Here is a 14,576-nt window from a genome sequence, read left to right on the forward strand (position 1 = left end):
CCCTAGCGCTGGGCGGCCTGCCCCCGCGCCAACCGCCGCCACTCTCCAGGCGTCATTCCCATCCATTGCGCGAAGCCGCGCCGGAAAGCCGCGACGGATTGGTAGCCCACGGCCTCCGCAACGGCTTCGGCGGTGGCGGACGGCCGTTTCAGCTCGTTTGCCGCCAGGCTCATGCGAACGTCGGTCAGCAGGTCATAGGCCGAGCGTCCCAGCTTGTCCTGGAAATGGCGCATAAAGGTCGCGCGGGACATGCTGCAAAGCCGCGCCAGCTCCGGCAGCGTCCATTGCCGCGCCGGATCATTGAATATCGCCGCCAGCGCCGGCGCCAGCCGCGGATGGCCCGCCAGGGCGAGCAATCCCTTCGGCGCTTCCTGCGTCTCGCCGGCCGCGCGCAAGGCCAGCGTGAACAAGGCGGACGACAGGGCGTTGAGCATGGCGCGGCCGCCCAGCGTATCCGCCGCGGTCTCGCCCCGCATCAGGCGCACCAGGCCGGCCAACTGGTCCGACGGCCCATTGCCGGCGGCGTCCCCATCCAGGTTCATGTCCGCGGCGCGCACCACCACCTTGGTCGGCAGGTAATCGCGAATCAGGCGGTCATGCGGCGGCGCGATGAAGAACCGCCCGCACAGCATATCCAGCAGGCGCTCATCGCCCCCGTTCTCGCTCAGCGTCACGTTGGCGGCGTGCTTCTGGTAGGACGGCATGGGCGGGCGACCGCTTCCGTCGTGCAGGATGTGCGCCGAACCATGCGGCAGCATGATGATGTCGCCGGGGCCCAGTTCGCGTACGGTTTCGTCTTCGGGATCCTCCAGGATCGCCACCCCCTGCAAGACCACGTGGTAGGGAATCTCCCGCGCGGCGGCATGGCCGAAGGCGATGCGCCAGGGCGAGCCATAGGCGCAGCGGATTTCCAGTTGCCCCGTAACGGTGATCATTTCCAGCAACTGGCTCAGCCAATCGATCGGCTCAGGCATGGCGGCTCCGGCTGCGGGGAACAGCGATCCGATCGAGCACTTTATTGCCCATATACAGACTCGTTGAGATCGATGCGCGATCTTAAAGTGACGACTCCCCAACACACAACGTTTTTTTCAGGAGTCACACCATGAGCCGCATCGATATCCCCGCCATCTAGTCCGCAACCGGCGCGACCTCAACGACACGGATGTGGACTTTCCGCCAGTGCGTTAGGCGGCAGTCCCGCGGCGTGCGGCGCGGCGGGCCCGGAAGCCGAAGGACACGGCGACCGGCGCCTTGCCGCCTCAGTTGACGTTGAGGTTGCCGCTCAGCCTGGCATGGAAGGCATGGCTCTGCTCATCCAGGCCGGTGAAGCGGACCGCGACGCCGTGGTGCCGATACTTGACCTCGACGGAATCGAGGGCGGCAACGGTGGACGCGTCCAGGATCTGCGCCTTCGAAAAGTCGATCACCACGCTGCGCGGATCGGCGGCATAGGAAAAGCGCTCGACCAGGTCGTTGCTGCTGCCGAAGAACAAGGGACCATGGACCTCATAGCAGGCGGTCTGCCCGTCGGCGCTGACCGTACGCGTGGTGCGGATCACATGGGCGGCGCGGCGGGCGAAGAGCAGCGTCGCCAGCAACACGCCCCCTACCACGCCCAATGCCAGGTTGTCGGTATAGACGGTAAGCACGATGGACAACACCATCACGGATGTCTCCATCCACGGCATGCGCCTGAGGGTGGCCGGGCGAACACTGTGCCAGTCCACGGTCTTCACGGCGACCACCATCATGACCGCGGCCAGCGCCACCATCGGAATGCGGGCCATCACGGCGCTCAGCACGGTGATGAGCAGCAGTAGGGTGCCGGCGGCCGCGAGCGTGGAGATGCGCGTGCGCGCCCCGCCGATGCCGACGTTGACCACCGTCTGCCCTATCATGGCGCAGCCCGCGATGCCGCCGAACGCGCCGGCGCACAGGTTTCCCAGGCCCAGCGCCCAGGATTCGCGCGATTTGCGCGAGCGCGTGTCGGTCATTTCATCGACCAGCTTCGCGGTGAGCAGCGTTTCGAGCAATCCCACGAAGGCCACGCTGACCGCCGTCTGCCACACGATGCCCAGGGTGGTCAGGTCGAAAGGGACCGTCCACGCGGTCAAGCCGGGCAGACCGGCGTCCGCCGCCTGGTCGGCGCCGACGGTCGGCACGCTCCATTGCAGGGCGATCGCCATTCCCGTGGCGACCACGATGGCGATCAGCGGCGATGGCACGGTGCGGACAAAGCGCGGCGCGGCCAGCACGATCAGGACGGTAACGGCGAACAGTATGTAGACCGGGAAGGGCTTGTCGATGACATGGGGCACTTGCGCGCAAAAGATAAGGATGCCCAGTGCATTGACGAAGCCCAGCATGACCGAACGCGGAATGAACCGCGCGATGCGGGCCAGCCCCAGCAGCCCGAAGGCGATCTGGATCAGCCCCGCCAGCAACACCGCGGGCAGGATATAGCCGGCGCCATGCGCGTTGACCATCGGGCCGATGACCAGCGCCACCGAACCGGCCGCGGCGGTCACCATCGCGGGGCGCCCGCCGAACAGCGACGTGACGACCAGCAACACGACCGAGGCGAACAAGGCGGAACGCGGATCCACCCCGGAAATGAACGAGAACGAGATCACTTCGGGGATCAGGGCCAGGCTGGTCACCACGCCCGCCAGGATCTCCCGCGTGACGCCGACGCGCGGCGCCGCCGCCGATGCACGGGAGGGTTCGGGCGACGTATCGTTCCCGCTTGCAGGATTTGTCATGACAGTACTCGTAAAGTAAAAAAGGGCGCGCCTCATGGACGTGCGCCATGCACCGCGCTCACGCCCGGATGACGCAGCGAAAACCGATATGGCTGGTGGACGTGTCCAGCGTCTGGCCCTGGCGCGCGGCCGGGCGGAAACGCAGGCAATAGTTCGGCGCGCACAGGTGCGAGCCGCCCTTCACGACGTATCGCGCGTCGGGGTCGTCCAGGCCGGTGGAGGGAATGCAGCAGGACTTGGTCTCCGCCACGCCGGGCGGGTGGCCATAGACGGTATCCGTCCATTCCCACACGTTGCCCGCCACGTCGAACAGGCCATAGCCGTTGGCCGGATAGGCCCCTACCGGCGAAGTCCGCTCGTATCCGTCGAGGGCGGCATTCTGCCACGGAAACTCCCCTTGCCAGGTATTGGCCATCTGGCGTCCGCCGGGCGCGAAGTCGTTTCCCCATGGGTAGACGGCGCCATCCAGGCCGCCCCGGGCCGCGAACTCCCACTCGATCTCCGTGGGAAGCGCCTTGCCTGCCCAGGCCGCATAGGCCTGGGCATCCGCGTACGAAACATGCACCACGGGGTGATCCGCGATACCGGCAAGGTCGCTGCCCGGACCGCCGGGATGGCGCCAGCATGCGCCCGGCACATAGGCCCACCACAGGCGGTGATCGTGCAGGGGGACGCGCGCCGCGGGCGGTGTGAATACCAGCGACCCGGGCACCAGCAAGGCCGGATCGGCATCCGGGTACAGCGCGGCGTCCGGCTGCCGCTCCGCCAGCGTGCGATAGCCGGTGGCGTCGACGAAGGCCTGGAACTGCGCATTCGTCACGGGATGCGAATCCATCCAGAAGTCCGGCGCGGTGACGCGCCGGGCCGGGCGCTCCTCCCGATAGAAGGCATCCGATCCCATCGTGAATTCATGCCCCTCGATCCACACCATGCCCCGGGTGCGCGGCGATGCGGCCGCTTGGGCGGGGGCCCGGCCGTGCTTCGCGGCACGGCAGCAGGCACGACCTGGCGGGAAGGCTTCCGTCGACGGCGCGTTCATGATGTCACGCCGCCAGCTGGGACTTCGGGACGAAATCCAAGGCCGAGCCGGGCGGGATCAGCTCCTCGCGCTTCACGCTTTCCTCGAACTCGCGCACGACGCGGTGCGCGTGCTGCATCACCCACCAGCGTACATAGCGCTGGTTCACCGCCTCGCGCTCCTTCGGGTCCTCTTGCAAGTGCGTAATGCGCGCGAAGCCCAGCGGGAGCTCGGGGTCATGGAAATGCTGCTGCCGCTTGAAGTTGATCTTGAAGTCCTTCCATTTGACCGCGTGCAGCTCATCCTTGAGCCAGACCATGCAGTGCTCGCGGTTCGAGGTCGGCTGCTCGCCCAGGAAGAAGGCGGTCTGGTCCTTGCCGTCGATGATGCGGTCCGTGGGCGTTTCGCTGCCGGCGAACTTCAGCAGCGTGGTGAACATGTCGGTGACGTGCACCATTTCATTGCTTTCCACACCCGCCGGGATGCGGCCCGGCCAGCGCGCCAGCAAGGGCGTGCGGATGCCGCCCTCGGCCGAGCTGAAGTAGGAGCCGTCGAAGAATCCGCCGGTACCCCGGCCCGCCAGGTGGTCCTCTGCCCCGTTGTCGCCGCACAGGATGACAATGGTGTCCTCGGCGACACCCAGGCGGTCCAGCTCGTCCAGGAGCACGCCGAAGTCATGGTCGAGCATCAGCAGGCAGTCTCCCCAATCGCCGTTCGTGCTCTTGCCGACGAACTCGTCGCGCGGCGACATCGGGAAGTGCATCAGGGAATGATTGAAGTAGAGGAAGAACGGTTCGTCGTTCTTCACGCAACGCTGCATGAAGTCGATGCCCCGCTTCTGGTATTCCAGGTCGCAGGTCTTCTTGGTCTCCATCGTCAGTTGCTGGTCCAGCAAGGGCCGCGTGCCCTTGCCCTTGAAGCCTTCATGCATATGCGAGTAGCCGTCGCGCTCCGGGACGTAATGGGGATCTTCGAGCCACATGCACTCGTCATAGGTACGCAGCGGACCGTACCACTCGTCGAAACCGTGGTCGGTCGGGAAGCGGCCGTCTTCCGCGCCGATATGCCATTTCCCCAGGCAAGAGGACTTGTATCCCCCCTTGGCCAGCAGCTCGGCGATCGTGATTTCCCAGCTGACCAGGCCGCCGCCGTTGCCGCCCAGCGCGATCGTGTGGTTGCCGGAACGGATCGGATACCGGCCCGTCATCAAGGCCGAACGGGTCGGCGTGCACTGGGGTTCCACGACGTAATGCGTCAGCTTGGTGCCCTCTTTGCAGAATGCGTCGATGCGCTTGGTGTCCGCGCCGCGCAATTTCCCGCCGCCATAGCATCCAAGCTCGCCCATGCCGAGGTTGTCGACGTGAAAGAACAGGATGTTCGGTTTCTTGCTCATGGTGAAACTCCATTGAAGTGAGAGCGCTTTTCCGCTCTCGGTAGGGAAACTGGTTCAGGGCGTGGCGCGGCGCATGTCACAGCATTTCGTTGACCCCGTTCGGGCCCATCTCCATGCTGAAGCCCTCTACCCCGCCCGCCGCCAATTCGGAACCCATCGCGGCGAGCGACTCTTCCCGGATCAAGCCCTTGAGCCGATGCACCAGTTCGACAAACTCCGGCGTGTCGAACATCGCGGCCGTGCGGGGCCGCGGAAGGGGCACCGGTATCTCGGCCTTGATCCGGCCCGGGCGGGCCGTCATGACGTAGATGCGGTCCGACAGGAAGACCGCTTCCTCGATGTCGTGCGTGATGAAAAGCACCGACAGGCGGAAGCGTTGCCACATATTGGTCAGGATCTCCTGCATGACGCTGCGGGTCTGGGTATCCAGGGCGCCAAAGGGCTCGTCCATCAGCAAGACGCGCGGATTCGCCGCCAGCGCGCGCACAATGCCTATGCGCTGTTTCATGCCGCCGGAGAGCTGGTCCGGATAGTGGTTCTCGAAGGCGAGCAGCCCGGCCAGGCCCAGCAGCGTACGCGCGGTGGACTCGCGCCTGCTGCGGTGGACGCCGGCCATCTTCAAGCCGAATTCGACGTTCTGCCGCACCCGCAGCCACGGAAACAGCGAGTACTGCTGGAAGACCACGCCACGCTCCGCGCCGGGCCGGCGGATCTCCGCATCATCTAGCGTGGCCTTGCCACGGCTCGGTCGGCTGAAGCCGGCCACGATGCTCAGGAGCGTGGACTTGCCGCAGCCCGATGGGCCGATCAGCGACACGAACTCGTGCGGCTCGACCGTCAGCGAAACATCCCGCACGGCCTCGGTCCCGGCATCGCCGGAGCCGAACACCACGCCGATGTTCCGGCACTCGATCCGTCCCTTCCCGGTGTCATTCATTTGCGCGCTCCCTTGGCATATGACAGCCATGGCATCAGCGCGCCCCCGACCAGCCGGATCGCCCCGCTGCAAAGGAGACCGAGGGCACCGATCGTGATCATGCCCAGGACGATGGCCGGATAGTTGACCAGCGAATAGGCTTCCCAGGTGTAGTAGCCCACGCCGTACTGGCCCGAAATCATCTCCGCCGCGATGAGCGATACCCAGGCGACGCCCATGCCTACCGCCAGCCCGGTGAAGATGTTCGGCAGCACACCGGGCAGGATCACATGCCGGAACAGCTTGGCCTCGCTGGCGCCCAGGCAGCGGCCAGCCCGCAGCAATACGCCGTCGAGCGACTCCACGCCGTCCACCGTGTTCAGCAATATCGGATAGAAGGCGCCGATGAAGGTGATGAAGGCGATGGACGATTCGGTCGTCGGCCACAGCATGATGGACATCGGCACCCATGCGATCGCCGGAATCGGGCGCAGCACTTCCAGCGCCGGCATGAAAAGCCGCCGTACGGCGCCATAGCTGCCAATCAGCAGGCCCAGGCCCACGCCGGCTATCGTCGCGATGAAAAAGCCCACCAGGATGCGGCGCAGGCTGTTCAACACGTTGGTGGCGTAGGTGTCCGTGGCCAGTACGTGCCCGGCTTCACGCAGTACGTCCCACGGCGTCGGCACATTCTTGAACCGTACATAGAACTCCACCCGGTAATGGGTGCCCAGGTACCACACCAGCAGCAGCGCGCCGATGGAGATCGCCGCGCAGGCCAGCCTGACGCCGTACGCGCGCGTCTTGCGCAATGCCGCCGCGCCCGCGCGGTGCCTGCCTGGCAGCTGCGCCACAGGGGCTTCGCCCGGCGCGCGCGCAGCTGCCGGCCGCGACGGCCCCGACGGGCCGCGCATGGACGGCGCATGGCCCGAGGATGAAGATGTATCGTGCTTGGCGTCCAGATCCAGGGAGTGGTCCATGTCAGTTCCCCCCCTTGCCTGCCGCGTCCAGCGCCCGCGCATAGTCGATTACGCTGGCGCTCGACTTTGCCGCGGCGGCCTGCGCGTCGCGCTTCAGCAGGAATGCCTGGATATCGGCGTCTCCGCCTTCCGCGCGGGCCTGGGTATAGAACGCGTCGCCGGCGAACAGCTTGACGCCGAGCGCCTTGTCCGTCAGGTACACCGCGTTCAGCTGCCGTCCTTGCGCGCGATAGCGGTTCACGGCACGTAGCGTGCAAGCCGCGGTGCTGAAGGAAACGACGGGTCCGTCCCGCAGCCATATCTGCCCGGCCTGCGAGGGATCGGCGATCGCGGTATTGCACACCGTATCCGTGCCCTGCACGGTGTAGTTCGCGAAGCTGGCCAGCTGCCTGTCGTAATCCAGGCCCGCTTCCTTGAAGGCCTGCCGCACGAAGGTGTCATTGACCCATTTGTCGATGTCCAGGTCCTTCACCATGTTCAGCTTCTTGAGTACGGCATAGTCCGTCTTCAGCGCCTGCACCCACTTGGGCTTGATGGTCGGATCCAGCGTATGGATGCCGCCGGGCCCCAGGAACATGTAGACCACTTCCTTGTCGACTTTGGTCCAGGACTGGATTTTTTCCGCCGCCTGGGCGGGATCGCGGCGTACCCAGTCATTCGCCTCCATCAGGGCCCGTATGTAGGCGGTGACGATCTCCGGGTATTTCTCGCCGAAATCCTTGCGTATGACGACGCCGTGGAATGTCGGCTGGCCGGTTTCCACGCCGTCGAAGATCTTGCGTGCGTAGCCGCGAAAGGGCAGCAGCTCGGCGAAGGGAACGAAGTCGGCGTGCCCGTCGATCCGGTGCTCCTGGATGCTGGTGCTGCCAACCTCGGGCGACTGGTTGGAGAGCGCGAAGTAGTCCGGCGGCAGGTGGCGATTCTGCAGAGCGGCCAGCAGCATGCCGTGCGCGGCGGAACCGAAGGGCACGGACACGCGCTTGCCCTTCAGGTCGGCCAGGTCGTAATAGGGGGAATCCTTGGGCACGACCAGGCCATTGCCGCCGCCGAGCGCGTTGTACGCGATCACGGCTACCAGCTCCGTGTCGTTGCCCGTGGCATGCCCGGTCGCGCCGTTCACCAGGAGCGGATAATCGCCCATCATGCCGATCTGCAGATTGCCCGCGACCATGCCATTGGTGATCGGCGGCCCCGACGTGGCGTTCTGCCACGTCACGCGATAGGTGACGTCCTTGTATTTGCCCGTCCTGGGCAGATGTTTGTCCAGCAGGCCGAGCTGCTTGAGCACGACCCCCGCGGTGACCGTATTGGTCGTCGTGTCCTGCGTGCCTATGCCAATGTCGATGGTATTCGCACGTGAAGCGCCGCCCCACAGCAGCACGGCCGCGATAGCCAACGGTAAGGCACTGTGTAACCCATGGTCGATCCAATCTCTGATTCGCATGATGAAACCTTGGTGATTGATCGACATGAACGGGTCGATACGCCGCCCATGCCGGACAGTGACAACATCAGTGGATATAACTCGTCAGTACAAGCACTGCTGACTGATGCAAAACCCATGCCAGTGACCCTTCTCCCTGGCGCTCCCGATGCCGTCCTGCAATCCGCGACTTCTTTCGCTCCACAACGGTGCCGCGCGTCGTCGACTGGTGCATGACCGTCTCGGCTTGGTGCACGCATGCGGGTATGAATCAGCGCGCCCGCCACGGCAAGTACCGCGACATATCGACAATGCGAGGCCGGCGACGACGGGCAGGGACCGTGCGCGTCCCCTGCGGCATCGCCGATAGACGGGCGCATGTTATGACATGTTATGGCTACCGTCAATGGCGCCCATGGGTACGTGGGCATATCAGGTTATGACATAATCCGCGATGTGCCTGTACCCCGGCAGGCGCGGTCCTATAATCCGACGTCCCGGCTGCCCGTAGACCCCCTTATGCCCACCCGCTCATCGACCCCGCAGGCCAGCTATACCGCGCTTGGGCCGCATTCCCATGTGCCGCTTTATCAGCAGATCAAGGACACCCTGCGCGCCGGCATCCTGAACGGGCAATATCCGCCCCACAGCCGCGTGCCGTCGGAAAGCGAACTGCAGGAGATGTTCGAGGTCAGCCGCATCACGATCCGCCAGGCCCTGGGCGACCTTCAAAAGGAAGGCCTGATATTCAAGGTGCACGGCAAGGGGTCTTTCGTATCGCAGCCGAAGGCGGTGCAGAACATCACTTCCCTGCAGGGCTTCGCCGAAGCCATGTCGAGCGAAGGCCAGGAGATCGTCAACCGCGTCGTGTCCTTCGATTTCGTCGCCGCCAACGCGCAGGTGGCCGCCAGGCTGGCGGTGGAAGAAGGCGCCACCGTGGCCGAGATCCATCGCGTGCGCCTGCTCAACCGGCAGCCTACCTCCTACGAAGTCACTTACCTGCCCGAGTCGCTGGGAAAGAAGCTGCAGCGGGCGGATCTGGTCACGCGGGACATTTTCCTTATTCTGGAAAACGACTGCGGCATCGCGCTGGGCAGCGCCGACCTGGCGATCGAGGCCATACCCGCGCCGCCGGCCGTCGCGCGGGCCCTGGGCATGAAGAAAGACCAGCCCGCCTTGCGCGTCGAGCGCCTGACCTACGACAGCGCGCTGCGCCCGGTCGACTACGAAAACCTCTATTTCAAGGGTGGCGAGTTCCAGTACCGCCTGCGCCTGGACCGCAAGCGCCCGGCAAAGACCACGCGCCGCGCCTGAGGCGCCGGCGGCCTATCCGGCGACGGTATCCCGCTCCACCAGCACGCAAGGGACCACGACGTCCCGCGCGCGCAGCTCACCGCGCATCTGCTCCAGCAGCAGCGCCACCGTGGCGTCCACCATGGGGCCCACGCATTGCCGCACGGTCGTGAGCCGGTAGGCCGCCCACGCCGCCTGCGGGACGTCGTCGAAGCCAATCACGGCCACCTGCCCCGGCACGCGCAGCCCCAGCTCCTGCCGCAACACGCCCAGGGCCGCGATGGCCATGTGGTCATTGGCCGCGAAAATAGCATCGGGAGCGCCTGGGCCGGCGAACATGCGGCGTACGGCCGCCTGGGCGGCCTCGAAGCTGTAGTCGCCTGCTTCCCGCCTTGCCACTTGCCGGCCGCTTTCCGCCAGGCGCTGGATGAAGCCGCGTTCGCGCTCGCGGCTGGTGGACGACGCCTCCAGCCCGGCCAGGAAACCGGGACGGCGATAGCCGCGTGCCAGCAGCAGCTCGGCGGCCATGCGTCCGCCCGCCACATTGTCCGAGCTCACCGAACTGGTGGCATGGCGCGCCAGGCCGCCCAGGTCGGACACGCGGTTGAATTGCACCACGGGTACGCCGATGTCGGCGCAACTGTGCGCCAGCGTGGGCGTCAGCATGGCGGAGGCCAGCACGATACCGTCCACCTGGTACTGCAGAATGTCGGCCAGCACGCCATCCGCGGCCTCGTCCATCTCGGCGATGAACACCAGTACGTGGTAGCCCTCTTTCTGCAGGCGCTGCGACAGCAGCTGCATCACCAGTGGATAGAACTGGTTCTCCAGGTAGCTCATGACCAGCGCCACGATCCGGCTTTGCCGCGTGATCAGGCTGCGCGCCATGGCATTGGGTCGGTACCCCAGCCGCTGCGCCGCGGCCAGCACCTTGCGCCGCGTTTCCTCCGAGACGCTGGCGCCCGGCGTGAACGTGCGGCTGACGGCGGATTGCGAGACCCGTGCCAGGGCGGCGACGTCCTGCGCGCGCGGGCCGGCCTTCATGCCGCCGTCCAGCCGCCGTCCAGCATCAAGGCGCTGCCCGTCATCAGGCTGGACGCATCGCTGGCCAGGAAAAGCACGGCGCCCATGACTTCGTCCAGGCGGCCGACGCGCCCCAGCGCGATACGGTCCGTGACCCACTGGCGGAAGCCGGGCTGCTGGAACATCGGTGCCGTCAGCGGCGTATCGATGAAGGTGGGACACAGGGTGTTGACTCGGATGCCGTGCGGCCCCAGCTCCCAGGCCAGGGCCCTGGTCATGCCTTCCAGAGCGTGCTTGCTGGCGCAGTACAGGGCCCGCCCAGGGCTGCCGACGTGCCCCATCTGCGAAGACACATTGACGATGGCGCCTGGCCGCCCCTGTGCCAGCAGGCGGCGGGACACCGCCCGGCTGGTATAGAAGGCGGCCTTCACGTTCAAGTCGAGCACCGCGTCGATGTCGTCGTCGCCCTGCTCGGCCAACAGGCGCGGCCGGTTCATGCCGGCGTTGTTCACCAATACGTCATAGGGCTCACCCTGCGCGACGGCGGCGTCGACCTGGGCCGGCCGGGTGATGTCCAATACCCGGTAGTCGCAGGAAAGCCCCTCCGCGCGCAGGGCGTCGCGGACTTCGCGCAGCGCGGTCTCGCGGCGCGCCGCCAGGGTGACATGGGCGCCGGCACGGGCGAGCGCGGTGGCGGCCGCCATGCCCAGGCCGCCGCTGGCGCCGGTGACGAACGCCCGGCGTCCATCCAGGCGAAAACTCGGACTCGCCGGCAATATCGTCATGCCTCCCCCTGCACCGGCTGGTACCACGGCAGTCCGGGACGATTACCGTAGCGGCGCACGCGGATATTGGCCTGTTCGCCATGTCCGGCGAAGTTCTCCATATGGCACAGCCGCGAGCAATAGGCGCCGATGGCGGCGCTGGCTTCATCGGTCAGCACACGCTGGTACGTGCAGGTCTTGAGGAACTTGCCGACCCACAGGCCGCCGGTATATCGCGCGTTGCGATTGGTGGGCAGCGTGTGGTTGGTCCCGATGACCTTGTCGCCGAAGCTGACGTTGGTGCGCGGCCCCAGGAACAGGGCGCCGTAGTTCGTCATGTTCCGCAGGAAATGGTCCGGGTCGCGCGTCATTACTTGCACGTGCTCGAAAGCCAGCTCGTCGGCGACACGCACCATCTCGTCCAGGCTGTCGCAGACGATGACCTCGCCGCAATCGTTCCAGCTTTGCCGCGCGATGGCGGCGGTGGGCAGCGTTTGCAGTTGCCGCTCGATTTCCGTCAATGTCGCGCGCGCCAGCGCTTCGCTGTCGGTCAGCAGGATCGCTGGAGAAGTCGGACCGTGCTCGGCCTGGCCCAGCAGATCGACGGCGCACAACTCCCCGTCCACGCTATCGTCGGCGATGACCAGGGTTTCCGTCGGACCGGCGAACAGGTCGATGCCGACGCGGCCATACAGCTGGCGCTTGGCTTCCGCCACGAACATATTGCCGGGCCCCACCAGCATATCGACAGGCGGCACGCTGGCGGTTCCCACCGCCATGGCGACCACGGCCTGCACGCCGCCCAGCACCAGGATCTCGTCGGCGCCTGCCATGTCCATCGCGGTGACGATGGCGGGATGGGGGCGGCCCTGGTATGGAGGCGCGGTCGATACGACGCGCGGCACGCCCGCCACCTTGGCGGTGAGCACGCTCATGTGGGCGGACGCGATCATGGGGTATTTTCCGCCCGGGATGTAGCAGCCCACGGCATTGACCGGGATGTGCTTGTGGCCCAGCACGACGCCGGGATGGGTTTCGACTTCGACGTCCTGCATGGACGCACGCTGGATGCGCGCGAAATTGCGGATCTGCGCCTGGGCGAAAGCGATATCGTCGATCTCGCGCTGCGACAGCTGGCGGCGCGCCTGCGCGATCTCGTCCCGGCTGAGGCGGAAGTCGGCAGGATCCCAGTTGTCGAACTTGCGGCTGTACTCGCGTACCGCATCGTCGCCGCGTGTTTCGATGTCCCGGATGATGGCTTCCACGGTGGCGCGCACCTTGGCGTCGCTGTCGGTCTTGACTTCCGCGGTACGGCCGCGTTTCAGATAACGGATCATGGCTGCGGTGCCTCCTTCGGGCTGTTCATGGATGCCGGGTGGCTAACATCCAGGCTTTGCATACGTATGCAAATAAGGGATAACCCGCGTGTGCGCGCGGTGCGATGCCAGCCGCGGATCCGCCGGGAAAACCCTCATAGCCGCTAGTCCACGCTTCGTTAAGAATTCGAATTCACCGCAGCACTACCCAACGCTGCCTCCGCCGTCTACCCCGGTCCTCCCCTAAATCCGCGTCCAAAATCCGGCCCCGCGCATCGCGCCGCTTCGTCGGAAACCCGCAAACATGCCCAATTCTGAATACGTATTCAAAATTTCCGACATCGACGTGCTGCTGAAACAACCGCTGGGGGCGCGCCCGCCTCTCGTGGACCGGGCGCAAGGCGTCTACATCTACGACACCGCCGGGCGCGAGTACCTGGACGGCTCCGGCGGCGCGATGACGGTATCGATCGGCCATGGCGTGCGGGAGGTGCTGGACGCCATGCATGCCCAGGCCGAGAAAGCCTGCTTCACGTATCGCACCCACTTCACCAACGCGGCGGCCGAAACGCTGGCACGGACGCTGGTCGATCTGGCCCCCGCCGGCATCAGCCACGCGTTCTTCGTCAACAGCGGATCGGAAGCCACGGAACTGGCACTGCGTACGGCACGGCAGTACTGGCGCGACCGCGGCCGGCCCGGCAAGGCGCACGTCCTGGGACGCGCCATCAGCTACCACGGCATGACCATGGGCGCCCTGTCCATGTCCGGCCATACCGCGCGGCGCGCCGACTATGGCGATCTGCTGCACACCTTCGCGGTGGCGCCGCCGCCCTACCCCTACCGCTTCCCCCTGTCCGGCCGGGATGCCGAGGGCCACGGCGCCATGGTGTGGGACCGCATCCTGCGCGAATACGGCGCGGACAAGGTGGCCGCGGTCATCGTGGAGCCGGTCGTGGGCGCGGCGGGCGGAGCCCTGACGCCGGAGATCGGCTACCTGCGCACGCTGCGGGAAATCTGCGACCGCCATGAAGTGCTATTGATTTCCGATGAAGTAATCACCGGCATGGGCCGGACCGGCACGTGGTTCGGATGCGACCACGATGGCATCGCGCCGGACATGATCGCCACCGGCAAGGGCATGACCTCGGGCTATACGCCGATGGGCGCCGTGCTGTTCCACCAGCGCATCGTCGAAACCTTCGCCGCCACCGGCAAGACCGTCCCGTTCGGCCATACCTTCAGCGCCAACCCGCTGTCCGCCGCCACCTGCCTGGCGGTGGTCGACTACATGCGCAAGAACGACGTACTGGCCAATGTGGCGGCGCGCGCCAGGCAGATGGAAGCCGGGCTGCGCCGGCTGGCGGACCGCTTTCCATGGATCGCCGACATACGCGGCCGCGGTCTGATGTGGGGCTTCGAGTTCGTTACGGATCCCGTCGCCCGTACGCCGCCCGACCCGGCGCTCAACGCCAACACACGCTTCACCGCGCACTGCTTCGACGCGGGCCTGATCGTTTATACGGCGGGCATCGCGCCGCTGAACAACGCCACGCTGCTTGCCCCGCCGCTGGTCATTACCGAGGCGGAAATGCAGGACCTGCTGGCCCGGCTGGAGCGGGGGCTGACCACCTTCGGCGCCGAGATGGGATACGCAGACCACAACGCCGCGCACTGAGCCGGCA

Annotated in this window: 12 protein-coding genes; 2 read left to right on the top strand and 10 right to left on the bottom strand. The window is 66.2% G+C overall.

Annotated features, from left to right (window positions below; translation table 11 throughout):
• Nucleotides 1-2: 2 nt before the first annotated feature.
• The 7 genes from BAU06_RS19795 to BAU06_RS19825 form a co-directional block, all read right to left on the bottom strand.
• A complete protein-coding gene (locus tag BAU06_RS19795) occupies nt 3-974 on the bottom strand; it encodes an AraC family transcriptional regulator (RefSeq protein WP_066354040.1) in 972 nt (323 codons plus the stop codon).
• Between the two features lie 288 nt (nt 975-1,262).
• The gene (locus tag BAU06_RS19800; protein ID WP_066354044.1) at nt 1,263-2,765 is read right to left on the bottom strand and encodes a SulP family inorganic anion transporter; all 1,503 of its coding nucleotides are present in this window, start codon (nt 2,763-2,765) and stop codon (nt 1,263-1,265) included.
• Nucleotides 2,766-2,823: 58 nt separating this feature from the next.
• Entirely contained in the window at nt 2,824-3,804 is a 981-nt protein-coding gene (locus BAU06_RS19805; RefSeq protein ID WP_197509333.1) for a formylglycine-generating enzyme family protein, read from the bottom strand.
• Nucleotides 3,805-3,808: 4 nt separating this feature from the next.
• Nucleotides 3,809-5,176 carry an arylsulfatase gene (locus tag BAU06_RS19810; protein WP_066354060.1) on the bottom strand — a complete coding sequence of 456 codons (1,368 nt, stop codon included), beginning with the start codon at nt 5,174-5,176 and terminating at the stop codon, nt 3,809-3,811.
• 76 nt (nt 5,177-5,252) lie between these two features.
• Nucleotides 5,253-6,113, bottom strand: a complete 861-nt coding sequence (locus BAU06_RS19815) for an ABC transporter ATP-binding protein (RefSeq protein ID WP_066354063.1) — start codon at nt 6,111-6,113, stop codon at nt 5,253-5,255.
• Nucleotides 6,110-7,072, bottom strand: coding sequence for an ABC transporter permease (locus tag BAU06_RS19820; RefSeq protein ID WP_066354067.1), 963 nt, complete (start codon nt 7,070-7,072; stop codon nt 6,110-6,112). Before BAU06_RS19820 ends, BAU06_RS19815 begins: the two co-directional genes overlap by 4 nt.
• Nucleotide 7,073: 1 nt before the next feature.
• Entirely contained in the window at nt 7,074-8,468 is a 1,395-nt protein-coding gene (locus tag BAU06_RS19825; protein WP_231933913.1) for an ABC transporter substrate-binding protein, read from the bottom strand.
• Between the two features lie 546 nt (nt 8,469-9,014).
• Between BAU06_RS19825 and BAU06_RS19830 the strand changes: the two genes are divergently transcribed.
• Nucleotides 9,015-9,809, top strand: coding sequence for a GntR family transcriptional regulator (locus BAU06_RS19830; RefSeq protein ID WP_066354078.1), 795 nt, complete (start codon nt 9,015-9,017; stop codon nt 9,807-9,809).
• Nucleotides 9,810-9,821: 12 nt separating this feature from the next.
• Here BAU06_RS19830 and BAU06_RS19835 read toward each other — a convergent pair whose 3' ends face one another.
• Genes BAU06_RS19835 through hisD form a run of 3 tightly spaced genes read right to left on the bottom strand, consistent with a single transcriptional unit; the run spans nt 9,822 to nt 12,912 of the window.
• Entirely contained in the window at nt 9,822-10,832 is a 1,011-nt protein-coding gene (locus tag BAU06_RS19835) for a LacI family DNA-binding transcriptional regulator (RefSeq protein ID WP_066354082.1), read from the bottom strand.
• Nucleotides 10,829-11,590 (bottom strand): SDR family NAD(P)-dependent oxidoreductase, encoded by a 762-nt coding sequence (locus BAU06_RS19840; protein ID WP_066359407.1) that lies wholly within the window; start codon nt 11,588-11,590, stop codon nt 10,829-10,831. Before BAU06_RS19840 ends, BAU06_RS19835 begins: the two co-directional genes overlap by 4 nt.
• 2 nt (nt 11,591-11,592) lie before the next feature.
• Complete coding sequence (hisD, locus tag BAU06_RS19845) at nt 11,593-12,912, bottom strand: histidinol dehydrogenase (RefSeq protein ID WP_066354093.1); 1,320 nt, start codon at nt 12,910-12,912, stop codon at nt 11,593-11,595.
• 283 nt (nt 12,913-13,195) lie between these two features.
• Here hisD and BAU06_RS19850 point away from each other — a divergent pair, with 283 nt between their 5' ends.
• Nucleotides 13,196-14,569, top strand: coding sequence for an aminotransferase family protein (locus BAU06_RS19850; protein ID WP_066354095.1), 1,374 nt, complete (start codon nt 13,196-13,198; stop codon nt 14,567-14,569).
• The last annotated feature ends 7 nt before the right edge of the window (nt 14,570-14,576 follow it).

The organism is Bordetella bronchialis, assembly GCF_001676705.1.
GTDB lineage: Bacteria > Pseudomonadota > Gammaproteobacteria > Burkholderiales > Burkholderiaceae_B > Bordetella_C > Bordetella_C bronchialis.